Here is a 26,004-nt window from a genome sequence, read left to right on the forward strand (position 1 = left end):
AAGTCCTCGTAGATGAGATGGCGCTATTGTTCCCTGAATACGGCTGGCGCGGTAGATAGCGTGGTGGTAAAACGGTTATACGTAGAACGTATAGAGAAAAGACGATGAAAAAGTCGGAGCGTATAGATCGGATTGAACTGATGCGGACCTTTATTCGCATTGTTGAGGCTGGTTCGCTTTCCGCAGCGGCGCTACTGTTGGAGACGACTCAGGCGACGGTGAGCCGCCGCCTGCAGTCGCTGGAAGGGATGCTCGGCAGCAAGCTGATCCTGCGCACCACCCATGCGATGAAACTGACCGAAGATGGCGAGCGTTGCTACCAGCACGCGCGGCAGGTGATGGATGCGTGGCTGGCTCTGGAAGATGATTTGAGTATTGCGGACGACCGGCCGGTGGGCATCTTGCGGGTGCGAGCGCCTCATGCCTTCGGCCAGCAGCAGCTATTAGATCCGTTGGTCAGCTTTTTGCAACGTTATCCGCAACTGGCGGTGGAGTGGATGCTCAACGACAAAACCGTCGACTTCCTCAGTGACAATATCGATTGCGCGATTCGCGTGGGCGCGGAAGTTGACCCGGCGACGGTGTCGGTGTTGTTAGCAGAAGTCCCGCGCAGTCTGGTGGTTTCGCCCGCGCTGCTGGCGCGTTATCCGGCATTAACCCGGCCCGAGGATCTGTCACAGCTGCCGTGGGTTGCTATCAGCACGTTCTACCAGCATGAAGTGAAGCTGCAGCAGGAGGATGGCCAGGAACTGACGTTTGGCATTGTCCCCTGTCTGAGTACCGATAGCGTGTACGTGGCGCGCAATACCGCGCTGGCGGGGTTGGGGGTGGCAATCGTGTCTAGCTGGGCGGTGGCCGAGGATATTGCCGCCGGGCGGCTGGTTGAGCCGTTTGCCTCGTGGCGGGCGGCTTCACTGCCGGTACATCTGGTCTATCCGTGGGCACGTTATTATCCAACCCGCCTGCGGAAATTTCTCGATCTGATGCGGGAGGTGATGCCGCAGGTGGCCGGGATGAAACGGCCAGAAGGAGAATAATGGTAAATAAAATAGCCTGTAGGGTAGGCGCAAAAAAAAACCGGCCCGAAGGCCGGTTTTACAGGTGATGTCGCGCTTACTCGACAGGCTGTGGACGGGTTGGTTCCGCCGTTGCCTGGTGGGTCGCGCTGTGACCGCCTGCGGCACCTTTGCCACCGAAGTCAAAGGACGGGCGAACCCAGTCGCTGTGACGCGGTGCTTCTGGCTCATACGCCGGAGCCGGTGCGCGGGTCATCGGTGCCGTAGCATGGTGGTTGGCAACGCTCGCCACGGAGGCGACCGGCGCGGCTTTAACAACCGGGGCGGCTTCAACAACCGGGGCTGCTTCAACAACCGGAGCGGCTTCGACAACCGGAGCGGCTTCAACAACCGGAGCGGCTTCGACAACCGGAGCGGCTTCGACAACCGGAGCTTCTTCAACAACCGGGGCTGCTTCGACAACCGGAGCTGCTTCGACAACTGGAGTTGCTTCAACAACCGGAGTTGCTTCAACAACCGGGGCTGTTTCGACAACCGGGGCTGTTTCGACAACCGGGGCTGTTTCGACAACCGGGGCTGTTTCGACAACCGGAGTTGCTTCAACAACTGGGGCTGCTTCAACAACCGGAGCTGGTTCAACAACCGTGGCGGCTGCGACAGGGGCAATAGCCTCAGCAACGACTTCAGCAACCTGCTGCTCTTCCTGCTGATCCTGCGGACGAACCACCGGGTAGCGGATCCACACTTTACCTGAAGCCATTTCCGGGGATGCGCAGGCAACCGTCAGCGGCATGGCTGACTGGCTCGGGTAACGCTCATCGCGGTAACGACGACGACGCTGGCCGCTGACGCGCAGATGGCGCGGCGAACGACGTGAGCGGCGCGGCATCCCGTTGGATTCACGTGCTTCGTTGCTATCGTCATGCTCAGCGTGGTTTTCGACAACGGCTGGCAGGTCGACTTTCGCCAGAGCGGTGCGCGGAGCAGCGACTTCCGGTTGGGCAACGGCAGCGGTTTCAACAACCTGTTCAACCGTTTCAGCCGCAGCTGACTCGATGCGAACCTTCTGGGCTAACTGACGCGGTTTACGACGCGACAGGGTCTGAACACGCTCTTCCTGCTCGGTTTCCGGCTGAACAACCGGCTCGTCACGGGTTTGCGCTTTCGCTTCCTGGGATACCTGACGCTTATCGTCGTTACGACGACGGTTACGCTCGCGACGCGGTTGCTGCTCATCGCGGGTTTTGCCTTTATCAGCATCGTCGGCCGTCGCTACACGAGATTCACGCTGCTCGACGTTCTGCTGCGGTTTCTCGCGACGGTTACGGCGGTTTTCCTCGCGGGATTCACGCGGCTCACGACCTTCGCCATTTTCTGCGCGGTTGTCACGGTTATCGCGGTTGTCACGATTATCGCGGTTATCACGACGATCGTTGCGATCGCGGCGGTTGTTGGAACGCGGTTTACGGCGTTCCTGCTGACGTTCTGGTTTCTCTTCAGCTTTCTTCTCAACCTGCTGCGGTTCAGCCGGTTTGGCTTCTTCCGCGCCGGAGAAGATGTTTTTCAGGGCGCCGAAGAAACGCGAGAGCAGGCCAGGCTGAGCTGGTGCGGCAACGGTAGCAGACGCGGCGGCAGCTTTTGCAGCAACCGGAGCATCAACAGGCGCTGCTGGTTCTGGCGCTGGCGGGACGTCTGGCATCACGAAGGTCGCCAGGGCCGGTTGCTCAGGACGTTTACGCTCTGCCGGTTCTTCATCGGCTGGCAACGCCATCTCTTCTTCGTGCAGTTTCGGCAGCAGATAGCTCAGGGTTGAGGTCTCTTCGCCTTTACGGACGCGTAGAACAGAGTAGTGCGGCGTTTCCATCTGATCGTTCGGCACGATGATCACGCGAACGTCGCCCTGACGGGTTTCGATGGCGCTCACAGCGGCACGCTTTTCGTTCAGCAGGTAGGACGCAATCGGCACCGGCACGATAGCGTGAACTTCCTGGGTATTCTCTTTCAGCGCTTCTTCTTCAATCAGACGCAGGATAGAGAGCGACAGCGATTCGTTGTCACGCACGGTACCGGTACCGCTACAGCGCGGGCAGACGTGGTGGCTGGATTCACCCAGTGACGGGCTCAGACGCTGACGTGACATCTCCAGCAGACCGAAGCGGGAAATGTGGCTGATCTGAATGCGTGCACGGTCCTGGCGGACGGCTTCGCGCAGACGGTTTTCAACCGCACGCTGGTGGCGAACCGGGGTCATGTCGATAAAGTCGATAACGATCAGACCGCCAAGGTCACGCAGACGCAGCTGACGGGCAATCTCATCGGCCGCTTCCAGGTTGGTGTTAAACGCTGTCTCTTCGATGTCGCCGCCGCGGGTTGCGCGAGCGGAGTTGATATCGATAGCGGTCAATGCTTCGGTGCTGTCGATAACGATAGAGCCGCCGGAAGGCAGGCGCACTTCACGCTGGAAAGCGGATTCGATCTGCGATTCGATCTGGTAATGGCTGAACAGCGGGATTTCACCGGTGTACAGTTTAATTTTGCTGCTGAAATCCGGACGACCCAGCGCGGCAATGTGCTGGCGAGCCAGCTCAAGCACTTTCGGGTTATCGATCAGGATTTCGCCGATGTCCTGGCGCAGGTAGTCACGGAATGCGCGCACGATGACGTTGCTTTCCTGGTGGATCAGGAACGGCGCCGGGCGGCTTTCTGCGGCTTTCTGGATAGCTTCCCAGTGTTTCAGGCGGAAGCTCAGGTCCCACTGCAGGGCTTCGGCTGATTTGCCGACGCCTGCGGTACGTACGATAAGCCCCATCCCGTCTGGCAGCTCAAGGCTGGCCAGCGCTTCTTTCAGTTCAGTACGGTCATCACCCTCGATACGGCGTGAGATACCGCCAGCGCGTGGGTTATTCGGCATCAGAACCAGATAGCTTCCCGCCAGGCTGATAAAGGTAGTGAGCGCAGCACCTTTGTTGCCACGTTCTTCTTTATCTATCTGAACAATGACTTCCTGACCTTCACGCAGCACATCCTTTATGTTCGGACGACCATGAGAATTGTAATTGGCAGGGAAGTATTCGCGGGCGATTTCTTTGAGGGGGAGGAAACCATGACGCTCGGCACCGTAATCGACAAATGCCGCTTCAAGGCTAGGTTCAATACGGGTAATTTTGCCTTTGTAGATGTTCGCTTTTTTCTGTTCGTGCCCGGGGCTTTCGATATCCAGGTCGTACAGGCGCTGCCCATCAACAAGGGCGACGCGCAACTCTTCCTGCTGAGTTGCGTTGATTAACATTCTTTTCATCGTAACTTACTCATTATTCTTACATTGACGACTAAGCTGCGGGCAGAGTATTGCCTTGCCGGGGAAAACCGATGGCCTCGTGTCTGTTTCACGTCGCCAACCTCACGGTTGTCGCGCGCTTAAGAGGCGCAGAGTGTCGGTCGCCTGTATTTCAAACGGAAACACAGCGCAATTAGCAGGGGAACAGCCTGGGATGTATCACCAGAGAAGATTCCATTTATACGCGTCACTTTTCAGGTTGCTTCTGCGTCGGCTATGCTCGTTCACCCCTGCCACTGACGAGGTCAGTATCGGGGTTTCTCTTCTTTCGCCGCCTTGACGCATCCTGAATCACGTTGCGTATATCTCGTCGTCTTTCACGTTGCAGAGGTAGTGGCTTAACCCGCTCATCTCAATCAGTGGACTGAGAAGAGCACCCGGGAATACCCGGAGTCGACGCCTTCCTGCGACGTGAAATCCATAGAGGCCTGTACCGGTAAGGACTGCAACCCGCAGCCCGCTAACTGTCTGAAAGATCAATACGTCTTACGCCATTGCTGCGTGGATGATCGGTCAGACAAAATTGGTCATTCCGCTAATTTCTTGTTCTAACAAGATTCAACACGGAAAACAGCATCATTATTCCATTGCTAAGCTTGTTATAGCAAGTTGACTTTTACCTTTTATCACCCGGTTACTCACAGTTTTTTCACCAGCTCATTGAGATTGTTCTAATAACAAACAAAACGACGATGAAGCATCCACTCGAAACCGGATAATGATAAATATAAGCATATAAAAATGAGTGGCGCTAATGCGTCGGGCTATTTAGAATCGCGCACCATGAAAACTGAGACTCCAAGCGTAAAAATGATTGCCATTACCGCCGATGAAGCGGGGCAACGTATCGATAACTTTTTGCGTACGCAGCTGAAGGGCGTACCGAAGAGCATGATTTATCGCATCTTGCGTAAAGGCGAGGTGCGGGTGAATAAAAAACGCGTTAAGCCGGAATACAAACTGGAAGCGGGCGACGAGGTTCGGGTCCCACCGGTTCGGGTCGCCGAGCGTGAAGATGAAGCGATCTCTCCGCATCTGCAGAAGGTCGCCGCGTTGGCGGACGTGATTCTGTATGAAGATGATCATATTCTGGTGCTCAATAAGCCCTCCGGAACCGCGGTACACGGCGGCAGCGGTCTGAGCTTCGGCGTGATTGAAGGCCTGCGAGCCCTGCGCCCGGAAGCGCGCTTCCTTGAGCTGGTGCATCGCCTTGACCGCGATACCTCCGGGGTGCTGCTGGTGGCGAAGAAACGTTCTGCACTGCGTTCGCTGCATGAACAGCTGCGCGAAAAAGGCATGCAAAAAGATTACCTGGCGCTGGTGCGCGGGGAGTGGCAGTCGCACACCAAAGTGGTGCAGGCGCCGCTGTTGAAAAATATCCTGCAAAGCGGCGAACGTATTGTCCGCGTCAGCCAGGAAGGTAAGCCGTCAGAGACCCGCTTTAAGATTGAAGAGCGCTATACCCATGCGACGCTGGTACGCTGTAGCCCGGTGACCGGGCGTACCCACCAGATCCGTGTGCATACGCAGTACGCGGGCCACCCGATCGCCTTTGACGATCGCTATGGTGACCGTGAGTTCGATAAGCAGTTAGCGGGTACCGGCCTCAACCGTCTGTTCCTGCACGCCGCCGCGCTGAAATTTACCCATCCGGGAACGGGTGAGGAAATGCGCGTCGAGGCCCCGCTTGATGGCCAACTCAAGCGCTGTCTGCAGGTGCTGCGTAAAACCAAGTAATTCTCCCGGCGGGCCGTCGGTCCGCCGCTGCAGGCTACGGCGTCGTTTCGTTAAGACTAACGGCGACGCTCTTTTCTTTAATCGGTAAGTTCACCAGCGCCGCCAGCAGGGCCAGAGCGATATCCGCATACCATACCCAATCCAGATTACCGTTGTGCTCCATCGCCAGTCCGCCAAGCCAGGCACCGAAAAAAGCGCCAATCTGATGGCTGAACAGGGTGAAGCCAAACAGGGTCGCCAGATAGCGCGTGCCGAACAGCTTCCCGATGATCCCGGCGGTCGGCGGCACGGTCGCAAGCCAGGTAAAGCCAATCGCCGCGGCGAAAATATAAAAGTCGAGTACGCTTTTGTCGGAAACCAGGAACAGACCAATCAGCACCGCACGTGAGGCATACAGCACGGCGAGGATATATTTCATCGGAAAATGCTTGCCGAGATAGCCCGCGAAGATACTGCCGGCAATATTACATAGACCAATCAGCGACAGGCTGACCGCCGAGACCGAGGCTTCGTGCCCACACAGCGTGACTTCACCTGGGAGATGGGTAGTCAAAAAGGCTACATGGAAGCCGCAGGTGAGAAATCCGGTATGCAACAGCAGGTAGCTACGATTGCGAAACGCCGCATGGATCTGCTGCTTCAGCCCTGGTTCAGGTACGCTGGCGTATGAGGTATCGGCCTTTTTCACGCTATCCCGGCACAGCAACCACGAGGGGAACAGCGTCGCCAGCGCCGCCATCGCCAGAAAGATCAGCCCGGAAGCCATGCCGCGCAGGCTGACGATCAGCTGCACCAGCGGCGCAAAAATAAATTGCCCCATAGAGCCGCCGGCGTTAATCAGCCCGCTGGCCATCGAACCTTTATCGGTCGGCAAACGCCCGGCGACGATACCGATCAGGACGGAAAAGCTGCCTGCGGCCGCACCCGCCGGGCTGAGCAGGCCCTGGGCCAGGGTCAGCGAGGAGAAGGAGGTCGCCCACAGCGTCGCCAGCTGCCCGAGGGCTATCAGCAGAGCGCCGATCACCAACACACCCAGCGCGCCGCGTTTGTCGGCCCAGGCGCCAAACAGCGGCTGAAATGCGCCCCACATCAGTTGACCAATCGCCAGCGCCATACTGATTTCGGCGATATTCATGGTGGTTTCGCCCATCAGCGGATGGACGAACAGGCCGACGGTCTGACGAATGCCCATGGTGATGAGCAATATCAGGCTGGCGAGCGCAATAGGTAGCCACATCCTGGCGGCGGCAGGTTTTGCTGAAAGTGAGTCCACGATGAGTTTTGGTCGGCAAAGGGGGAATAAATGGAGAGTACTGGCAGCGCGCTGAAAAAGCTATGACGAAAAAGTGATGACCGGCAGCAGGGCCAGAGCGGCGACTCCGGCCCGAAAAAGGGAGGGACTAGCTTAACAGCGGGTTACAGCCTTCCCGACGCAGCATCTGGCACAGCGCAATCAGCGGCAGGCCCACGAGGGTATTGGGATCGCGCCCCTCAAGGCGTTCAAACAGCGTAATACCGAGTCCTTCACTTTTAAAACTTCCGGCACAGTGCAGCGGGTTCTCTTTGCGGACGTAATGGTCGATCTCCTGATCGCTTAAATGGCGAAAATGGACATCAAAGGGTTCACACTCGGTCTGTAAATGACCGTTCGCTGAATTATAGAGTGCCAGCCCGGTATAGAAGGTAACAATCGTCCCGCTCGCGGCACGCAGCTGGCGTCTGGCATTCTCCTCGGTGTGGGGTTTGCCGGTGATCTCACCGTCCAGAACGCAGACCTGGTCAGAGCCTATAATTAAGTGATTCGGGTAACGTGCGGCCAGAGCCTGGGCTTTCGCCTGTGCCAGACGAACCACCAGCTGGCGAGCAGGTTCGCCGGGATGTGGGGTTTCATCGACATCAGGCGCCGCGCAGTCAAACGGCATCGCCAGCTTTTCCATCAGCATGCGTCGCCAGGGCGATGTCGACGCCAGGATAATCTCAGACATATTTTTTCATCCACATATAGCGCTTCGAAGAGCATCATTTTAAACTATGGGCCGCAATGTGTGCGAATAAATGGCGAAAGGCAACCTGAGGCTGCCTTTTTCTTTGACTCTATGACATTACAAAGTTAATATGCGCGCCCTATGCAAAAGGTAAAATTACCCCTGACTCTTGATCCGGTCCGCACGGCTCAAAAACGCCTCGATTACGAAGGTATTTATGCCCGTGATCAGGTTGAACGTGTAGCCGATTCTGTAGTCAGCGTGGACAGCGATGTGGAATGCAGCATGTCGTTCGCTATTGATAATCAGCGCCTTGCCGTTATTACCGGTGATGCAAAGGTGTCAGTAACCCTCGAATGTCAGCGTTGCGGGAAACCGTTCCCCCGTCATGTCCACATAACGTATTGTTTCAGCCCGATCAAAAATGATGAGCAGGCTGAGGCACTCCCGGAAGCGTATGAGCCGATTGAGGTTAACGAATTCGGTGAAATCGACCTGCAAGCGATGGTCGAGGATGAAATCATTCTCTCCTTGCCTGTAGTTCCGGTGCATGATTCTGAACACTGTGAAGTGTCCGACGCGGACATGGTGTTTGGTGAACTGCCTGAAGAGGCACAAAAACCAAATCCATTTGCCGTATTAGCCAGCTTAAAGCATAAGTAATTGAGGAGTAAGGTCCATGGCCGTACAACAGAATAAACCAACCCGTTCCAAACGTGGCATGCGTCGTTCCCATGACGCTCTGACCGCAGTCACCAGCCTGTCTGTAGACAAAACTTCTGGTGAGAAACACCTGCGTCACCACATCACTGCCGACGGTTTCTACCGCGGTCGCAAGGTCATCGCTAAGTAATCACGCACTACTCCATGGATTTTCGTGACAAGAAAGCGCAAGCGACTTGTTGTGTAAAAGACAAAGAGTAAAAGCGTGATGAAGCTTAGCGAGGATATCCCCAGGCAACTGGGGAATAACCGAAGCGGGCAGCGACGATACCTTGACACGTCTAACCCTGGCGTTAGATGTCATGGGGGGCGATTTTGGCCCCACCGTGACAGTGCCTGCAGCACTGCAGGCACTGAACTCTAATTCGCAACTCACACTTCTTTTAGTCGGCGATCCCGACACCATCACGCCATTACTTGCCAAAGCTGATTTCGAACAACGTTCGCGACTGCAGGTCATCCCTGCGCAGTCAGTTATTGCTAGTGATGCGCGGCCCGCACAAGCGATCCGCAGCAGTCGCGGAAGCTCAATGCGCGTGGCGCTGGAGTTAGTAAAAGAAGGCCGGGCGCAAGCTTGTGTCAGCGCGGGGAATACCGGTGCGCTGATGGGATTGGCAAAATTATTACTCAAGCCCATTGAGGGGATTGAGCGTCCGGCGCTGGTGACGGTTCTGCCGCATCAGCAGAAGGGCAAAACGGTGGTGCTGGATTTAGGCGCCAACGTCGATTGTGATAGCACGATGCTGGTGCAGTTTGCAGTGATGGGGGCGGTGCTGGCAGAAGAAGTGGTCGGAATTGAGAATCCTCGCGTCGCGCTGCTGAATATCGGCGAAGAAGAGATGAAAGGGCTCAGCAGCATCCGCGATGCTGCCGCAGTGTTGAAAACGCTGCCGTCACTTAACTATATCGGCTATCTTGAAGCTAACGAATTATTGACGGGCAAAACCGATGTACTGGTTTGTGATGGATTCACGGGCAACGTCACATTAAAAACTATGGAAGGTGTTGTCAGAATGTTCCTTTCGCTGCTGAAATCGCAGGGTGAGGGCAAAAAACGGTCGTGGTGGCTGCTGTTATTGAAGCGTTGGTTACAAAAGAGCCTGGCCAGGCGATTCAGTCACCTCAACCCCGACCAGTATAATGGCGCCTGTCTGTTAGGATTGCGCGGTTCCGTGATTAAGAGTCATGGTGCTGCCAATCAGCGCGCCTTCAGCGTGGCGATAGAGCAGGCAGTGCAGGCGGTGCAGCGGCAGATTCCTCAGCGGATTGCCGCTCGCCTGGAATCTTTATACCCAGCTGGTTTTGAACTGCCCACGGGCGACAGCAACGGCAACTCCCGTCAGCAAAGCGGGACGAGCCTGCAAGACTGACGCACCAGCGGTTCGAACAAGGCGGGTATATTACCCTAGAGTGACTGAGCGTACATGTATACGAAGATTATTGGTACCGGCAGCTATCTGCCCGAGCAAGTGCGTACTAACGCCGACCTGGAGAAAATGGTAGATACGTCTGACGAGTGGATTGTCACCCGTACGGGTATCCGTGAACGTCGTATTGCTGCACCGAATGAAACCGTTGCTACGCTGGGTTTTGAAGCGGCAAAAAATGCGCTGGAGATGGCGGGCGTTTCGCCGGAGCAAATTGGTCTGATCATTGTTGCGACCACCTCCGGGACTCACGCGTTTCCAAGTTCAGCCTGTCAGATTCAGTCTATGCTGGGTATTAATGGTTGCCCGGCCTTCGACGTTGCAGCAGCCTGCGCAGGGTTTACCTATGCGCTGAGCATTGCCGATCAATATGTCAAAAACGGGTCAGTCGATTATGCGCTGGTGATTGGCGCTGACGTTCTGGCTCGTACCTGCGATCCAACCGATCGCGGGACGATCATCATCTTTGGTGATGGTGCGGGTGCCGTAGTGCTGGGCGCGTCTGAAGAGCCAGGCATTATCTCTACTCATCTGCATGCAGATGGTCGTTACGGCCAGTTGTTGACGCTGCCAAACGCCGATCGCGTGGATCCGGAAAACCCGATCTATCTGACCATGGCTGGCAACGAAGTATTTAAAGTGGCAGTGACCGAGCTGGCGCGCATTGTTGATGAGACGCTGGCAGCGAACAATCTCGAACGCTCCGCGCTGGACTGGCTGGTGCCGCATCAGGCGAACCTGCGCATCATCAGCGCGACGGCGAAAAAACTGGGAATGTCGATCGATAATGTGGTTGTGACGCTTGACCGTCACGGCAACACTTCTGCGGCTTCCGTTCCTTGTGCGCTGGATGAAGCGGTACGCGATGGCCGCATTCAACGTGGTCAGCTGATTCTGCTGGAAGCCTTTGGTGGCGGTTTCACCTGGGGTTCCGCGCTGGTTCGTTTTTAGTATAAGGATTTAGACATGACGCAATTTGCTTTTGTGTTCCCGGGACAGGGTTCTCAGACCGTCGGTATGTTGTCTGACATGGCAGCAACCTCTCCGGTTATTGAAGAGACATTTCGCGAAGCCTCTGCGGCGTTGGGCTACGATCTGTGGGCGCTGGTTCAGCAGGGCCCGGCAGAAGAACTGAACAAAACCTGGCAGACTCAGCCTGCACTGTTGACCGCTTCCGTGGCGCTGTATCGTGCCTGGCAGCAGCAGGGCGGCAAAGCCCCGGCACTGCTGGCTGGTCACAGCCTCGGTGAATACTCCGCGCTGGTTTGCGCCGGGGTGATTGATTTTGCTGATGCCGTGCGTCTGGTTGAGCTGCGCGGTAAATTCATGCAGGAAGCGGTACCGGAAGGCACCGGCGCGATGTCCGCCATTATCGGCCTTGACGATGCGTCCATTGCGAAAGCCTGTGAAGAGTCTGCTGAAGGGCAGGTGGTTTCTCCTGTAAACTTCAACTCTCCGGGTCAGGTGGTCATTGCCGGCAACAAAGAAGCCGTTGAGCGTGCTGGCGCTGCCTGTAAAGCGGCGGGCGCTAAACGTGCGCTGCCGCTGCCGGTGAGCGTGCCTTCCCACTGTGCGCTGATGAAACCAGCGGCAGAGAAACTGGCGCTTGAACTGCAGAAAATCACCTTCAACGCACCGGTTATTGCCGTTGTGAACAACGTTGATGTGAAATGTGAAACGGCACCTGATGCGATTCGTGACGCTTTGATTCGCCAGCTGTACAGCCCGGTTCAGTGGACCAAAACCGTTGAGTTTATGGCATCCCAGGGCGTAGAGCACCTGTATGAAGTCGGTCCGGGTAAAGTCCTCACCGGTCTGACTAAACGTATTGTTGACACCCTGACCGCTTCCGCGCTTAACGAGCCTGCAGCGATGTCTGCGGCGCTTGAGCAATAAAAGAGGAATACCATGAGTTTTGAAGGAAAAGTCGCGCTGGTTACCGGTGCAAGTCGCGGTATTGGCCGCGCAATCGCAGAGACCCTCGTCGCCCGTGGCGCGAAAGTGATTGGTACTGCCACCAGCGAGAGCGGTGCGCAGGCGATCAGCGATTATTTAGGTGCGAATGGTAAAGGTCTGCTGTTGAATGTGACCGATCCAGCATCTATCGAATCTGTTCTGGGAAATATTCGCGCAGAGTTTGGTGAAGTTGATATCCTGGTTAACAATGCCGGTATTACTCGTGATAACCTGTTAATGCGGATGAAAGATGACGAGTGGAACGATATTATCGAAACCAACCTGTCATCAGTTTTCCGTCTGTCAAAAGCAGTAATGCGCGCTATGATGAAAAAGCGTCATGGCCGCATTATTACTATCGGTTCTGTGGTCGGTACCATGGGAAATGCTGGTCAGGCCAACTACGCTGCGGCGAAAGCGGGTCTGATTGGTTTTAGTAAATCGCTGGCACGTGAAGTCGCGTCCCGCGGTATTACGGTTAACGTTGTTGCTCCGGGCTTTATTGAAACGGACATGACGCGTGCGCTGTCTGATGATCAGCGTGCGGGTATTCTGGCGCAAGTTCCGGCGGGTCGCCTCGGCGATGCAAAAGAAATCGCCAGTGCGGTTGCATTCTTAGCTTCTGACGAAGCAGGTTACATCTCTGGTGAAACCCTGCACGTCAACGGCGGAATGTACATGGTCTGACCGAGATTTGCACAAAACGTTCAGGAACCGCGCAGTCTGTGCGATCCCTCATACTGTTTTGTGCAAAATGATTTGCGTTCTGAGGGCAAACGGCCTCAAAATAGCGTAAAATCGTGGTAAGACCTGCCGGGATTTAGTTGCAAATTTTTCAACATTTTATACACTACGAAAACCATCGCGAAAGCGAGTTTTGATAGGAAATTTAAGAGTATGAGCACTATCGAAGAACGCGTTAAGAAAATTATCGGCGAACAGCTGGGCGTTAAGCAGGAAGAAGTTACCAACAATGCTTCCTTCGTTGAAGACCTGGGCGCTGATTCTCTTGACACCGTTGAGCTGGTAATGGCTCTGGAAGAAGAGTTTGATACTGAGATTCCGGACGAAGAAGCTGAGAAAATCACCACTGTTCAGGCTGCCATTGATTACATCAACGGTCACCAGGCGTAAGTGAACATCTCCAGGCGGTCATTCGACCGCCTGAGTTTTATCTTTTTGTCCCACAAGAATCTATTTTCCCTCCCTGGAGGACAACCGTGTCTAAGCGTCGTGTAGTTGTGACCGGACTGGGCATGTTGTCTCCTGTCGGCAATACCGTAGAGTCTACCTGGAAAGCTCTCCTTGCCGGTCAGAGTGGCATCAGCCTGATCGACCATTTCGATACTAGCGCCTATGCAACAAAATTTGCTGGCTTAGTAAAGGATTTTAACTGTGATGACATTATCTCGCGCAAAGAACAGCGCAAGATGGATGCCTTCATTCAATATGGAATTGTCGCTGGCGTTCAGGCCATGCAGGATTCTGGTCTTGAAGTAACGGAAGAGAACGCAACCCGCATCGGTGCCGCTATTGGTTCCGGTATTGGCGGCCTCGGCCTGATCGAAGAAAACCATAGTTCTTTAACGAATGGTGGCCCTCGTAAGATTAGCCCGTTCTTTGTACCGTCTACAATTGTTAACATGGTGGCCGGGCATCTGACCATCATGTTTGGTCTGCGTGGACCAAGTATCTCTATCGCGACAGCTTGTACTTCAGGCGTACACAACATTGGTCAGGCCGCGCGTATCATTGCGTATGGCGATGCTGACGCAATGGTGGCCGGTGGTGCAGAAAAAGCCAGTACCCCGCTTGGCGTGGGTGGCTTTGGTGCTGCACGTGCGCTCTCTACCCACAACGAAAACCCACAGGCTGCGAGCCGTCCGTGGGACAAAGATCGCGACGGTTTTGTACTGGGCGATGGCGCGGGTATGGTGGTGCTGGAAGAGTACGAGCACGCGAAAAAACGCGGCGCGAAAATCTACGCAGAAATCGTCGGCTTTGGCATGAGCAGCGATGCTTACCATATGACCTCTCCGCCGGAGAACGGCGCGGGTGCTGCGCTGGCGATGGTTAACGCTATCCGCGATGCCGGGATTGAAGCGGGTCAAATCGCTTACGTCAATGCACACGGTACCTCCACGCCGGCTGGCGATAAAGCAGAAGCGCAGGCTGTTAAGTCGGTCTTCGGTGATGCAGCAAGCCGCGTGATGGTCAGCTCAACCAAATCAATGACCGGGCACCTGCTGGGCGCCGCCGGGGCAGTAGAATCTATCTACTCCATTCTGGCGCTGCGCGATGGCGTGGTTCCGCCGACCATCAACCTGGATAATCCGGATGACGGTTGTGACCTGGACTTCGTGCCACACGAAGCGCGTCAGGTTGCCGGTATGGAATACACCCTGTGTAACTCCTTCGGTTTTGGTGGGACTAACGGGTCGCTGATCTTTAAAAAGGTCTAAGCGTCTGGCTTAACCCGCTGACTTCTCTCAGGCCTGCATTTTATGCAGGCCTTCTTTTTTCTTCAGCTTTCTCTGCTTGTCCCACGACATTCATCCTGAGACACTGACAGGCCATCGATAAGGAGCCGCTATGTTCTTGATTAATGGCATTGAACAGAACACCCTGGCCGCCAGTGACCGGGCCGTACAGTTTGGCGACGGCTGCTTTACCACCGCGCGTATTGCCGGGAATCAGGTACACATGCTGCCCGCTCATCTGCGACGTTTACAGCAGGCCTGTGAAAAACTGCTGATCCCCTACACGCAATGGCAAACGCTGGAAGCGGAAATGCAGCAACTCGCCCGTGCGCAGCAAAGCGGCGTGCTGAAAGTCATTCTGACCCGTGGTGCCGGCGGTCGCGGCTATAGCGGTACGGCATGCCAGGCGCCGACGCGTATTCTGAGCGTTTCGCCTTACCCGGCACACTATTCCCGCTGGCAAGAGACCGGCATTACCCTGGCGCTTAGCCCGATTCGGCTGGGACGTAACCCGGCGCTGGCCGGGCTGAAGCACCTGAACCGGCTGGAGCAGGTGCTGATCCGGTCTCATCTTGAGCAGACGGAAGCCGATGAGGCGCTGGTTCTTGACAGCGACGGGTGGCTTACGGAATGCTGTGCCGCGAATCTGTTCTGGCGCAAGGGGACGACGGTCTTTACGCCGCGCCTCGATCAGGCGGGGGTCGACGGCATTATGCGCCAACACTGTATGGCGCAGCTGGCACAATCTCCGTTTCGCGTTGTCGAAGTCACAGCGGAGCCCGATGCGTTGCGGGAGGCTGACGAAGTGCTGATTTGCAACGCGCTGATGCCGCTGGTACCGGTTCGCCGCTGGGACGACACATGTTGGTCCTCGCGAGAGCTTTATCATTTTTTAGCCCCACTGTGTGAGCTGTCTGGTTAGTCATGAAGAAAATGTTACGTTTTATCCTGTTGTTGGTAGTGGTGCTGGGCATCGCTGCTGGCGCGGGCATCTGGAAGGTTCGCCAGCTGGCGAGCAGCACGCTGTTGATTAAAGAAGAGACCATCTTCACCCTGGAGGCCGGCACCGGACGCATGGCGTTAGGGGAACAGCTCTATAGCGACAAGGTGATTAACCGACCACGCGTATTCCAGTGGTTGCTGCGCCTGGAGCCTGAACTATCCCACTTTAAAGCCGGTACTTACCGCCTCACGCCATCCATGACGGTGCGCGAGATGCTGCAGCTGTTGGGCAGCGGCAAAGAGGCGCAGTTCCCGCTGCGTTTCGTCGAGGGGATGCGGGTCAGCGACTATCTGCGCCAGCTTCGCGATGCGCCTTATGTCAAACATACGCTGGCCGACGACAGCTACGCGACGGTCGCCAAAGCGCTGGATCTTGAACATGCGGACTGGGTTGAAGGCTGGTTCTGGCCGGACACCTGGATGTATACCGCCAATACCAGCGATGTCGCGATCCTCAAACGTGCGCATCAGAAAATGGTTACTCAGGTCAATAAGGCCTGGGAAGGGCGGATGGATAATCTGCCGTACAAAGATCAGAATCAGCTGCTGACGATGGCATCGATCATTGAGAAAGAGACGGCGGTTGCGGAAGAGCGCGACCGCGTGGCGTCGGTGTTTATTAACCGTCTGCGGATTGGCATGCGGTTGCAGACCGACCCGACGGTGATCTACGGGATGGGTGAGAGCTATAATGGCAAGCTGAGCCGCAAAGATCTTGAAACGCCGACGCCTTACAATACCTATGTGATCGCCGGCATGCCGCCAGGGCCTATCGCCGCTCCGGGAGAGGCATCGCTGAACGCAGCGGCCCACCCGGCGAAGTCGCCGTATCTCTATTTTGTTGCCGATGGCAAAGGCGGGCATACGTTTAATACTAATCTGGCCAGCCACAACCGCTCGGTACAGGATTATCTGAAAGTACTTAAGGAAAAAAATGCGCAGTAATTATATTGTCATCGAGGGCCTGGAAGGCGCGGGAAAGACCACGGCACGCAATCTGGTCGTGGAGGCGCTGCAACAATCGGGCATCAGCGATCTGGTGTTTACCCGGGAACCGGGCGGGACCATTCTCGCTGAAAAACTGCGCAGCCTGGTACTGGATATCCAGTCAACCGGCGATGAAGTCATTAATAACAAAGCCGAAGTGCTGATGTTTTATGCCGCCCGCGTACAACTGGTGGAGACGGTGATTAAGCCAGCGCTGGCCAGTGGACAGTGGGTGATTGGCGACCGTCACGATCTGTCGACCCAGGCCTATCAGGGCGGTGGTCGTGGTATTGACCAGACCATGCTCGCCACTCTGCGTGACGCAGTACTGGGGGATTTCCGTCCGAACCTGACGCTGTACCTGGATGTGACGCCGGAAGTCGGGCTGAAACGCGCACGTGCCCGCGGCGACCTCGACCGTATTGAACAGGAGTCGCTGGATTTCTTCAACCGTACCCGGGCGCGTTATCTCGAGCTGGCGGCGCAGGACCCGACGATTCGTACCATTGACGCCACGCAGCCGCTGGACGCTGTCGCCCGTGATATCCACGCGCTCATCAGCCAGTGGGTGGCGGAGCAACGCGCATGAAATGGTACCCGTGGTTACGCCCGTCATTTGAGCAATTAGTCGCCAGCTATCAGGCTGGACGGGGTCACCATGCGTTACTGCTTCAGGCACTGCCTGGCATGGGAGGCGATGCGCTGATCTACGCGCTGTGTCGTTATCTGATGTGCCGACAGCCGGAAGGGAACAAAAGCTGCGGACATTGCCATAGCTGCCAGCTGATGCAGGCGGGCACGCACCCCGATTACTATACCCTCGCGCCGGAAAAGGGCAAAAGCGCCCTCGGGATCGACGCCGTGCGTGACGTCAACGAAAAGCTGTATGAGCGCTCGCGTCTGGGCGGCGCCAAGGTGGTGTGGATCGCTGACGCCGCGCAGTTAACCGATGCTGCGGCTAACGCCTTGTTAAAAACCCTGGAAGAGCCGCCGGAGAATACCTGGTTTTTCCTGGTCAGCCAGGAGCCTGCGCGCCTGCTGGCGACGCTGCGTAGCCGCTGTCGTCTGTATCACCTGATGCCGCCGGCGGAATCCTATGGGCTGGCGTGGCTGGAGCGTGAGGTGTCCTTGCCGCAGGAGGCGCTGCTTTCGGCACTGCGCCTGAGCGCCAATGCGCCCGCCGCCGCGCTGGATCTGCTGCAGGAGAGCCACTGGGCTGCCCGCCAGCAGCTGATCGCCGCCCTGGAAAATGTCTTAACCAGCGGCGACTGGCTGTCGCTGTTGTCTATCCTGAATCACGAACAGGCTGCAGTTCGTCTGCACTGGCTGGCATCGCTGCTGCTGGATGCACAAAAACGGCAACAGGGCATCACCCAGGTGAGCAACCCTGATGCCTGGGCGCTGGTCAACCAACTTGCCCGGACGCTGCCTGCCGCTCGTTTACAGGCCATTGCGCGCGATGTCAGTACCTGCCGCGATCGGCTGCTGAACGTCGTCGGCGTCAACCGCGAACTGCTGCTTACCGAGCGCCTTCTGCGCTGGGAACATTACCTGCAACCCGGGACGGTACTGCCCGTATCCCACCTCTGAGCGAGACATTATGTTTTTAGTCGACTCCCACTGCCATCTGGATGGTCTGGATTATCAAACGCTGCATAAAGACGTGGACGATGTGCTGGCAAAAGCCGCCGCGCGTGACGTGAAGTTTTTCCTCGCCGTGGCCACGACCCTGCCGGGCTACCGCGGCATGCGCGAGCTGGTCGGGCCGCGTGACAACGTGGTTTTCTCCTGTGGCGTTCACCCGCTTAATCAGGACGAGGAGTACGACGTCGACGAACTGCGTCAGCTGGCGGCGGAAGAGGGCGTTGTCGCGATGGGCGAAACCGGGCTGGATTATTTTTACACGCCGGAAACAAAACCCCGCCAGCAGGCCTCTTTCCGCGACCATATTCGCATTGGCCGCGAACTCAATAAACCGGTCATCGTTCATACCCGTGACGCCCGTGCCGATACCCTGGCTATTTTGCAGGAAGAAAAGGTGACGGATTGCGGTGGCGTACTACACTGTTTCACTGAGGACAGGGAGACCGCGGGTAAATTGCTGGATATGGGCTTCTATATCTCGTTTTCCGGCATCGTGACGTTCCGTAATGCCGAGCAGCTACGCGATGCTGCGCGCTATGTGCCGCTCGATCGCCTGCTGGTGGAAACCGATTCGCCGTACCTGGCGCCGGTTCCGCATCGTGGCAAAGAGAACCAGCCGGCCATGGTACGCGACGTTGCGGAGTACATGGCGGTGCTGAAGGGCGTTTCGCTCGAACAGCTGGCACAACAGACCACAGAGAACTTTGCCAGCCTGTTCCACATTGACCCCTCCCGGCTGTAACCTGTCGATCTTTCTATTATTTTAAGGCTCGTAATTAATACGCAAAGCGAGTAAAGTTCACCGCCACAAAACAGGCGGTGAATGGCTTTTTGCAACATCCAGATACAGCTTATGTAAGATGGTGTAAATTTTTCAGCGCTGACTGATTGAAACGTGATAGCCGTCAAACAATCTTTTCGGTAATTATTTTACTCTGTGTAATAAATAAAGGGCGCTTAGATGTCCTGTCCACGGCACGGTTCTCCCCCCGGGCCAATGCGTGAAAGCGTAAAAAAGTACCAAATACTCAGGAGCACTCTCAATTATGTTTAAGAATGCATTTGCTAACCTGCAGAAGGTCGGTAAATCGCTGATGCTGCCGGTTTCCGTACTGCCTATCGCAGGTATCCTGCTGGGCGTCGGTTCCGCAAACTTCAGCTGGCTGCCAGCCGTTGTTTCTCACGTCATGGCAGAAGCGGGCGGTTCAGTCTTCGCTAATATGCCGTTGATCTTCGCTATCGGTGTGGCGCTTGGCTTCACCAATAACGACGGCGTTTCTGCGCTGGCTTCCGTTGTGGCTTACGGCATCATGGTGAAAACCATGGCAGTCGTTGCACCGCTGGTTCTGCATTTACCTGCTGAAGAAATTGCGGCCAAACACCTGGCAGATACTGGTGTACTTGGCGGTATTATCTCTGGTGCTATTGCAGCCTACATGTTCAACCGCTTCTATCGCATCAAGCTGCCAGAGTATCTGGGCTTCTTCGCGGGCAAGCGTTTTGTTCCGATTATCTCCGGTCTGGCCGCTATTTTCACCGGCGTGATCCTCTCCTTCATTTGGCCACCGATCGGTAGTGCTATTCAGACCTTCTCTCAGTGGGCTGCGTATCAGAACCCGGTTGTGGCATTCGGTATCTACGGCTTCATCGAACGCTGCCTGGTACCGTTTGGTCTGCACCACATCTGGAACGTTCCTTTCCAGATGCAGATTGGTGAATACACCAACGCCGCAGGCCAGGTCTTCCACGGCGATATCCCGCGCTACATGGCAGGTGACCCGACTGCAGGTAAACTGTCTGGCGGCTTCCTGTTCAAAATGTACGGTCTGCCGGCTGCCGCTATCGCTATCTGGCACTCCGCTAAACCGGAAAACCGCGCGAAAGTGGGCGGTATCATGATCTCCGCAGCGCTGACCTCGTTCCTGACCGGTATCACCGAGCCGATCGAGTTCTCCTTCATGTTCGTTGCGCCGATCCTGTACATCATCCACGCAATTCTTGCAGGTCTGGCATTCCCGATCTGTATCCTGCTGGGTATGCGTGACGGCACATCGTTCTCGCACGGTCTGATCGACTTCATCGTTCTGTCCGGTAACAGCAGCAAACTGTGGCTGTTCCCAATCGTCGGTATCTGCTACGCCATCGTTTACTACGTTGTTTTCCGCGTGCTGATTAAAGCACTGGATCTGAAAACGCCGGGCCGTGAAGATTCGACTGAAGACAGCAAAGTCGGTGCGACCAGCGAAATGGCGCCAGCACTGATTGCCGCCTTCGGTGGTAAAGAAAACATTACTAACCTCGACGCATGTATTACCCGTCTGCGTGTCAGCGTTGCTGACGTAGCAAAAGTTGATCAGGCTGGCCTGAAAAAACTGGGTGCTGCAGGTGTGGTTGTTGCAGGTTCAGGTGTTCAGGCTATCTTCGGGACTAAATCCGATAACCTGAAAACTGAAATGGATGAGTACATCCGCAGCAACTAAGTGGTAATGTGGGGAGACTAAGGCAGCCGAATGGCTGCCTTTTTTATGTGTGCCGGGCATGTCCGACAGCTCGGGGGTGAAAGTCCCCTGTCCAGCCTGATGGTGGCGAAGGACTAGAGAAACGCAAGGGCGTCATCGTGAGGTGGGGTCTGAAGGAAGCGTGGAGCAAAACCATGACCTGACGAACAGAAACCTGATACAAGGCTCATCCGATCGGCAGAGCGAGCATATGATCGCGAAGGCCATAGCCATCAAGGGTCGTATGAGTAAATCAGGCAGGTGTGTGGTGAAGGCGGTCGGACTTACCCCGGGAGGTCTGTATAGCGTCCTGCATTCAGGACTGAGTGCATCGTGAGATGCGCTGATCGTTATGCAGAAGTCAGCAGAGGGCATAGTAGGGAAAACCCGAAGGCCCGAACAGTAATGAGCGGTGGATCCCACCAGAGGTTCTGAACGGTCATGCAGCAGAAAACGCAATGCGACCCCGATGAGAGCAGAAGGGGTGAAGCCCCGAGTCCTGCCCCGTCAGGGGCTGAAACCGCGCAGACACCGCAGGAACGGGAAAGCCCGTCGTCCGGGGATAGCCTTATGGAGGTTATCCTCAGCCAGGAAAATCTGAAACAGGCGCTGAAGAGAGTGAAAGCCAACAAAGGCGCGCCGGGTGTGGACGGAATAAGCGTGAGCGAACTTCCTGAGCATCTGAAACGTCAGTGGCCGGAACTTCGGAGCAGTCTGCTGGCTGGCAGATATAAGCCTCAGCCAGTCCGCAGGGTGGACATACCGAAACCCGGGGGAGGCACCCGACAACTGGGTATCCCGACGGTAACGGACAGGTTCATCCAGCAGGCGGTGATGCAGGTGCTGCAAAGCCAGTGGGATCCGACCTTCAGCGACAACAGCTATGGGTTCCGCCCCGGGAGGTCAGCACATCAGGCAGTGAAGCGGGCAAAGACGTATGTGGAAGAAGGCCGCCACTGGGTGGTGGACATTGATCTTGAAAAGTTCTTTGACCGGGTAAACCACGATGTGCTGATGAGCCGGGTGGCAAAGCGGATAAAGGATAAGCGGGTGCTACAGCTAGTCCGGGCCTTCCTGAATGCAGGAGTTATGCAGGCAGGTCTGGTCAGCCCGCAGACAGAAGGGACACCGCAGGGTGGTCCGCTGTCGCCGCTGCTGTCGAATGTGTTGCTGGATGAACTGGATCGCGAGCTTGAAAAGCGAGGTCTGAAGCATGTCCGCTACGCAGACGACAGCAATATCTACGTCAGAAGTGAAAGAGCCGGTAAACGAGTGAAGGAAAGCGTCACACTCTGGCTGGAGAAGAAGCTGAAACTGAAGGTAAACGAGCGGAAGAGCGCGGTGTCCCCACCGGGCGAACGTAAGTTTCTGGGTTACAGCATCAGCGCCGGCAAAGGGAGAGCGTGGGTTCTCATCGCTCCGGAATCGATGAGACGGGCGAAATCCTGCCTGAAAGGAATAACGGGGCGAAGCCGGGGTCGTAGTCTGGAACAGGTCATCGGCGAGCTCAGGTCGTATCTGACGGGATGGAGGAACTACTACAGTCTGAATGAGCTGCCGTCGCTGACGCGCAGCCTGCTGAGCTGGGTAAGAAGGAGACTGCGCAGTCTGCTGTGGAAACAGTGGAAGAAAGGACGAACGCGCTATAACGAGCTCAGAATAAGGGGTGTAAGTAAGGACCTTGCCGCCCAGACCGTAGGTAGCTGCCACAAGCAATGGCGGGTCAGTCAATCGCCAGCGTTGTGCATAGCCCTGCCAAATAAGTTGTTCAGAGAAATGGGCCTGCCAGATATATAAGACAGGCGACGATAAACATAGCTGAACCGCCGTATACGGACCCGTACGTACGGTGGTGTGGGAGGAGGCTGATCGTGAGATCAGCTCCTATCCCTATTGCCTGAAATAAAGTGGAGACCCGGGCGCGATGTCGGCCCGGGAGAGGGAAGGTTAGAAATCGTAGCTGGCTGACACCGAGACGTTCAACGGGGCGCCGTACACCAGGTAGGAGCCGACATAGTCGTAGTACTCTTTATCAAACAGGTTGTTGATATTCGCCTGCAGAGCAAAGTTTTTGGTCACCTGATAGCGGCTGAAGAGATTCACCAGGCCGTAGCTGCCTTGATCAATGTAATCCCGACCGTTTGGCCCGCCGCTCACATCATTCCAGATCTTGCTTTGCCAGTTAACCCCACCACCGACGGTCAGCTCCGGCATCATCGGCAACTGATAACGGGTGAACAGCTTCATGGTGGTGCGCGGCTGGTCAGAACTCACCGCATTACCGCTCTTGTCTTCGGCGACATAGCGGGTCGCGCCAAAGGTGAGCTGCCAGTTATCGGTCAGCGCGCCGTTCAACTCGAACTCCACCCCTTTACTGACCACGCCATCCAGCGACTCATAGATAGACTCGCCGCTCGGCAGGTAGGTATAGGTATTGTTGGCCACGTTATCCTGCTCGATGCGGAAGATAGCCAGCGAGGTGGTCAGGCGGGTGTTAAACCAGTCGGCTTTGACGCCAGCTTCGTAGCTTTTCCCGGTTGTCGGGTCGAGATAACGACCGTTGGCATCACGCTTATCCTGCGGCTGGAAAATCGAGGTGTAGCTCGCATAGGCCGACCAGGCGTCGTTGATGTCATACACCACGCCGGCATACGGGGTCACGTCATCTTTGGTGCTCTCGAGACGCGTCTGCGGCGAACCGGCAGGGTTATAACGAATGTTATAGCTGGTATAGCGGGCGCCAAGGATAAGGTGCAGCGGGTCGGCCAGCGAGAAGCGGGCCGAGGTATAGGCCGATGACTGACGAATGTCGTCCTTGCTGTATAGCTGCCAGTCGGTCCACTGCGGGTCGGCAATATTGCTGTTCCAGTTACGGAAGCTGCCGACATCAACCATCCCGTACAGCGAATCCGGGAGCGAGTTATCGTAGTGGTTGCGCTGACGGCTGAGGCTGCCGCCGATCATCATTTCGTGCTGGCGGCCAAACAGGTCAAAGCCCCCGCGCAGGAAGGCATCAACCGCGTCCTGTTTACGTTCGCCGCGGTTCCAGCCGCCGTATCCCACCATGCCATTTCCGGTGTCCTTATCCGGGTAACCGTACATGTACATCATTTTGGTATCGAAGTTTGTCTCGGTGTGCATACCGTTAATGTGCGCTTCCCAGCCGTTATCGAAGCGCTGGGTGAAGTTAGCGAACACCTTTTTGCTGTCTTTATCGGAGTATGCCCAGTTCGGCGCAACGGTATCGCTACGGTTGTAATGGGTTTTGCTGCCATCGCTATACCAGGTCGGCAGTCCGCCCCAGGTTGGGTCTTCGGTGGTGCTTTCCTGATACTCATAGCCCAGCGAAAGGGTGGTGCTGTCGGTGAGGTCGGCATCTACCACGCCGTAGAGGAATTTCTTGCGGTAGTGATAGTTGTCGACCCAGGAGTCGTTATCCTGGTAGCCGGCAATCATGCGTCCACGCACGTTGCCTGATTCGACCAGCGGCGCCTGCAGATCCAGCACATAGCGCTGCTTGTCCCAGCTGCCGTAGCTGGCGGAGACATTCCCTTTGAACTCACGGCTATCGGCGTGTTTACGCACCATATTGACGTAGGCCGATGGGTTTCCGGAGCCGCTCATCAGGCCGGTGGCGCCGCGCACCACTTCGATACGGTCATAAATCGCGGTATCGGTGGTGGTATCGCCAAAGTTCCATACTTCGCTGATGGAGGTCGGGAGGTCGTCGTAGGCGTAGTTACTGACAAAAAAACCGCGGGAATAAAAGACCGTACGGTCGCTATCCTGCACCTGCTGCGTGATCCCGGTGGTGTTGCTCAGCACCTGGCCGATGGTCTGCAGGTTTTGATCTTCCATGCGTTGCTGGCTGATGACGCTGACGGATTGCGGGATATCCCGCGGCACTAACAGCAGTTTGGTGCCGGTAGTGGTGGTTTTGACGCTGTAATCCTGCTGCTGCGCCTCAGCGCTGGTGTCCGCTGTGCCTTCTACAATAATAGTATCTTCAGTGTTGTCGGCGGCGGAACTGAGGGAGGGGTGCAGCGCCAGCGCAATGCCGACAGCCAGCAGGGAAGGCGCGAGGCGCCATTCCCCGGAATGGAGAGTGGGAGACATCATGAACCCTTAATCGAATGGTTATTGTTATGCGCCGGGGCTCTGCGGCCACGGTCATCGTTGTGTTAAAGCGCACTGCATTCTTAATGAATACAAATGAGAAATATACGCATTAGTATTTAATGTGTAAACAAGCGTAAGAAAAGTTCTCAACAACGCGCGTCAGCACGCCAGCTGAAAGGTCATCACCCACGATATGCTTAATCCGCCAGCAGCCAGCGGCGTTGTGGCATAAGAAAAAGCGCAATCAGGTTGAAAGAGAGGGAGTAACTCGCTCATACTCTTAGGCGAATCCTGTGCATCCGCGTTTATCTGCAGAGGCAGGCCAGAGCACGGTATAAAAATTTATAAGGAATCAGTCATGGCAGAAGAAACGATTTTTAGCAAAATCATTCGCCGGGAGATCCCGTCGGATATGGTTTATCAGGACGAACTGGTGACCGCATTTCGCGATATTTCCCCTCAGGCGCCAACCCACATTCTGATCATCCCCAATATCCTGATTCCGACCGTCAACGATGTGACCACTGAACATGAACTGGCGCTGGGCCGCATGATGACCGTTGCCGCGAAAATTGCGCGTGACGAGGGTCTGGCCGACGACGGCTATCGCCTGATCGTCAACTGCAACCGCCACGGTGGTCAGGAAGTTTACCATATCCACATGCACCTGCTGGGCGGTCGCCCGCTGGGTCCGATGCTGGCACACAAAGGTTAATCGATGCGCGCAGCTCATTTCGGCACACTTCTGGCGGCGGTACTCCTGGCCGGGTGCGGTTCACATGCGGAAATCCCGGTAGGTGAACAGCAGACGCTGGTGATGGAATCCAACGTGCTGGCGGCGGGTATCAGCGCCGATCCACCGTCGGTCACCGCGTCTGAGATTCAGGCCACCGCCACCTCCCGGCTGTTTAATGAACGGTCGGAGCCGATCGTCGTGCATTACCGCTTCTTCTGGTATGACGCACGAGGGCTGGAAATGCATCCGCTGGAGCCGGCTCGTAGCATCACGGTGCCAGCACGCTCTTCCGTCACCTTATACGGCAGCGCAAATCTTCTGGGGGCGCACAAAGCCCGCCTTTATCTTTATCTGTAA

At 56.0% G+C, this 26,004-nt stretch carries 22 protein-coding genes and 1 pseudogene; 19 read left to right on the forward strand and 4 right to left on the reverse strand.

Going from position 1 to position 26,004, the window contains the following annotated elements:
• Positions 1–12 precede the first annotated feature (12 nt).
• Positions 13–1,037: pseudogene (locus tag EDF82_RS01215) on the forward strand (LysR family transcriptional regulator).
• 76 nt (positions 1,038–1,113) lie between these two features.
• On the opposite strand, the gene rne reads toward EDF82_RS01215, so the two are convergent.
• Complete coding sequence (rne, locus tag EDF82_RS01220) at positions 1,114–4,314, reverse strand: ribonuclease E (protein ID WP_123753812.1); 3,201 nt, start codon at positions 4,312–4,314, stop codon at positions 1,114–1,116.
• Positions 4,315–5,136: 822 nt separating this feature from the next.
• On the opposite strand from rne, the gene rluC reads away from it, so the two are divergent.
• Positions 5,137–6,090, forward strand: a complete 954-nt coding sequence (rluC, locus tag EDF82_RS01230) for a 23S rRNA pseudouridine(955/2504/2580) synthase RluC (protein WP_187042905.1) — start codon at positions 5,137–5,139, stop codon at positions 6,088–6,090.
• Positions 6,091–6,124: 34 nt separating this feature from the next.
• Here rluC and EDF82_RS01235 read toward each other — a convergent pair whose 3' ends face one another.
• Both EDF82_RS01235 and EDF82_RS01240 read right to left on the reverse strand, forming a co-directional pair.
• A complete protein-coding gene (locus tag EDF82_RS01235; RefSeq protein WP_227540086.1) occupies positions 6,125–7,363 on the reverse strand; it encodes an MFS transporter in 1,239 nt (412 codons plus the stop codon).
• A 127-nt stretch (positions 7,364–7,490) separates the two neighbouring features.
• Positions 7,491–8,075, reverse strand: coding sequence for a nucleoside triphosphate pyrophosphatase (locus EDF82_RS01240; RefSeq protein ID WP_123753815.1), 585 nt, complete (start codon positions 8,073–8,075; stop codon positions 7,491–7,493).
• 141 nt (positions 8,076–8,216) lie between these two features.
• Between EDF82_RS01240 and yceD the strand changes: the two genes are divergently transcribed.
• From yceD to ltrA, 15 genes are all read left to right on the forward strand, one after another.
• Positions 8,217–8,738 (forward strand): 23S rRNA accumulation protein YceD, encoded by a 522-nt coding sequence (gene yceD, locus EDF82_RS01245; RefSeq protein WP_123753816.1) that lies wholly within the window; start codon positions 8,217–8,219, stop codon positions 8,736–8,738.
• Between the two features lie 16 nt (positions 8,739–8,754).
• Complete coding sequence (gene rpmF, locus EDF82_RS01250) at positions 8,755–8,928, forward strand: 50S ribosomal protein L32 (RefSeq protein WP_000290724.1); 174 nt, start codon at positions 8,755–8,757, stop codon at positions 8,926–8,928.
• 142 nt (positions 8,929–9,070) lie between these two features.
• Positions 9,071–10,168, forward strand: coding sequence for a phosphate acyltransferase PlsX (gene plsX / locus EDF82_RS01255; protein WP_123753817.1), 1,098 nt, complete (start codon positions 9,071–9,073; stop codon positions 10,166–10,168).
• A 54-nt stretch (positions 10,169–10,222) separates the two neighbouring features.
• The gene (locus EDF82_RS01260; protein WP_123753818.1) at positions 10,223–11,176 is read left to right on the forward strand and encodes a beta-ketoacyl-ACP synthase III; all 954 of its coding nucleotides are present in this window, start codon (positions 10,223–10,225) and stop codon (positions 11,174–11,176) included.
• A 15-nt stretch (positions 11,177–11,191) separates the two neighbouring features.
• Positions 11,192–12,121, forward strand: a complete 930-nt coding sequence (gene fabD, locus EDF82_RS01265; RefSeq protein WP_123753819.1) for an ACP S-malonyltransferase — start codon at positions 11,192–11,194, stop codon at positions 12,119–12,121.
• 12 nt (positions 12,122–12,133) lie between these two features.
• On the forward strand, positions 12,134–12,868 hold the full coding sequence (fabG, locus tag EDF82_RS01270; protein WP_123753820.1) for a 3-oxoacyl-ACP reductase FabG: 735 nt from the start codon (positions 12,134–12,136) through the stop codon (positions 12,866–12,868).
• Between the two features lie 210 nt (positions 12,869–13,078).
• Positions 13,079–13,315 carry an acyl carrier protein gene (gene acpP / locus EDF82_RS01275; RefSeq protein WP_000103754.1) on the forward strand — a complete coding sequence of 79 codons (237 nt, stop codon included), beginning with the start codon at positions 13,079–13,081 and terminating at the stop codon, positions 13,313–13,315.
• A gap of 86 nt (positions 13,316–13,401) precedes the next feature.
• Entirely contained in the window at positions 13,402–14,643 is a 1,242-nt protein-coding gene (fabF, locus tag EDF82_RS01280; protein WP_123753821.1) for a beta-ketoacyl-ACP synthase II, read from the forward strand.
• A gap of 130 nt (positions 14,644–14,773) precedes the next feature.
• Positions 14,774–15,583, forward strand: coding sequence for an aminodeoxychorismate lyase (gene pabC / locus EDF82_RS01285; RefSeq protein WP_123753822.1), 810 nt, complete (start codon positions 14,774–14,776; stop codon positions 15,581–15,583).
• A gap of 2 nt (positions 15,584–15,585) precedes the next feature.
• A complete protein-coding gene (gene yceG / locus EDF82_RS01290) occupies positions 15,586–16,608 on the forward strand; it encodes a cell division protein YceG (protein WP_123753823.1) in 1,023 nt (340 codons plus the stop codon).
• Positions 16,598–17,239 (forward strand): dTMP kinase, encoded by a 642-nt coding sequence (gene tmk, locus EDF82_RS01295; protein ID WP_123753824.1) that lies wholly within the window; start codon positions 16,598–16,600, stop codon positions 17,237–17,239. Before yceG ends, tmk begins: the two co-directional genes overlap by 11 nt.
• A complete protein-coding gene (holB, locus tag EDF82_RS01300) occupies positions 17,236–18,240 on the forward strand; it encodes a DNA polymerase III subunit delta' (RefSeq protein WP_123753825.1) in 1,005 nt (334 codons plus the stop codon). Before tmk ends, holB begins: the two co-directional genes overlap by 4 nt.
• Before the next feature lie 10 nt (positions 18,241–18,250).
• Positions 18,251–19,036 carry a metal-dependent hydrolase gene (locus EDF82_RS01305; RefSeq protein WP_123753826.1) on the forward strand — a complete coding sequence of 262 codons (786 nt, stop codon included), beginning with the start codon at positions 18,251–18,253 and terminating at the stop codon, positions 19,034–19,036.
• Between the two features lie 304 nt (positions 19,037–19,340).
• On the forward strand, positions 19,341–20,774 hold the full coding sequence (gene ptsG, locus EDF82_RS01310; protein WP_123753827.1) for a PTS glucose transporter subunit IIBC: 1,434 nt from the start codon (positions 19,341–19,343) through the stop codon (positions 20,772–20,774).
• Between the two features lie 588 nt (positions 20,775–21,362).
• Positions 21,363–22,589, forward strand: a complete 1,227-nt coding sequence (ltrA, locus tag EDF82_RS01315) for a group II intron reverse transcriptase/maturase (RefSeq protein WP_227540087.1) — start codon at positions 21,363–21,365, stop codon at positions 22,587–22,589.
• Between the two features lie 150 nt (positions 22,590–22,739).
• On the opposite strand, the gene fhuE is transcribed toward ltrA, so the two are convergent.
• Positions 22,740–24,911 (reverse strand): ferric-rhodotorulic acid/ferric-coprogen receptor FhuE, encoded by a 2,172-nt coding sequence (gene fhuE / locus EDF82_RS01320; RefSeq protein WP_199733649.1) that lies wholly within the window; start codon positions 24,909–24,911, stop codon positions 22,740–22,742.
• 358 nt (positions 24,912–25,269) lie between these two features.
• Here fhuE and hinT point away from each other — a divergent pair, with 358 nt between their 5' ends.
• Both hinT and EDF82_RS01335 read left to right on the forward strand, forming a co-directional pair.
• Positions 25,270–25,626 (forward strand): purine nucleoside phosphoramidase, encoded by a 357-nt coding sequence (hinT, locus tag EDF82_RS01330; protein ID WP_123753830.1) that lies wholly within the window; start codon positions 25,270–25,272, stop codon positions 25,624–25,626.
• A 3-nt stretch (positions 25,627–25,629) separates the two neighbouring features.
• Positions 25,630–26,004: a YcfL family protein gene (locus EDF82_RS01335; RefSeq protein WP_123753831.1), complete on the forward strand. Its 375-nt coding sequence runs from the start codon at positions 25,630–25,632 to the stop codon at positions 26,002–26,004.

Origin of the sequence: Klebsiella sp. BIGb0399 (assembly GCF_003752615.1) — a bacterium.
Lineage (GTDB): Bacteria > Pseudomonadota > Gammaproteobacteria > Enterobacterales > Enterobacteriaceae > Klebsiella > Klebsiella lignicola.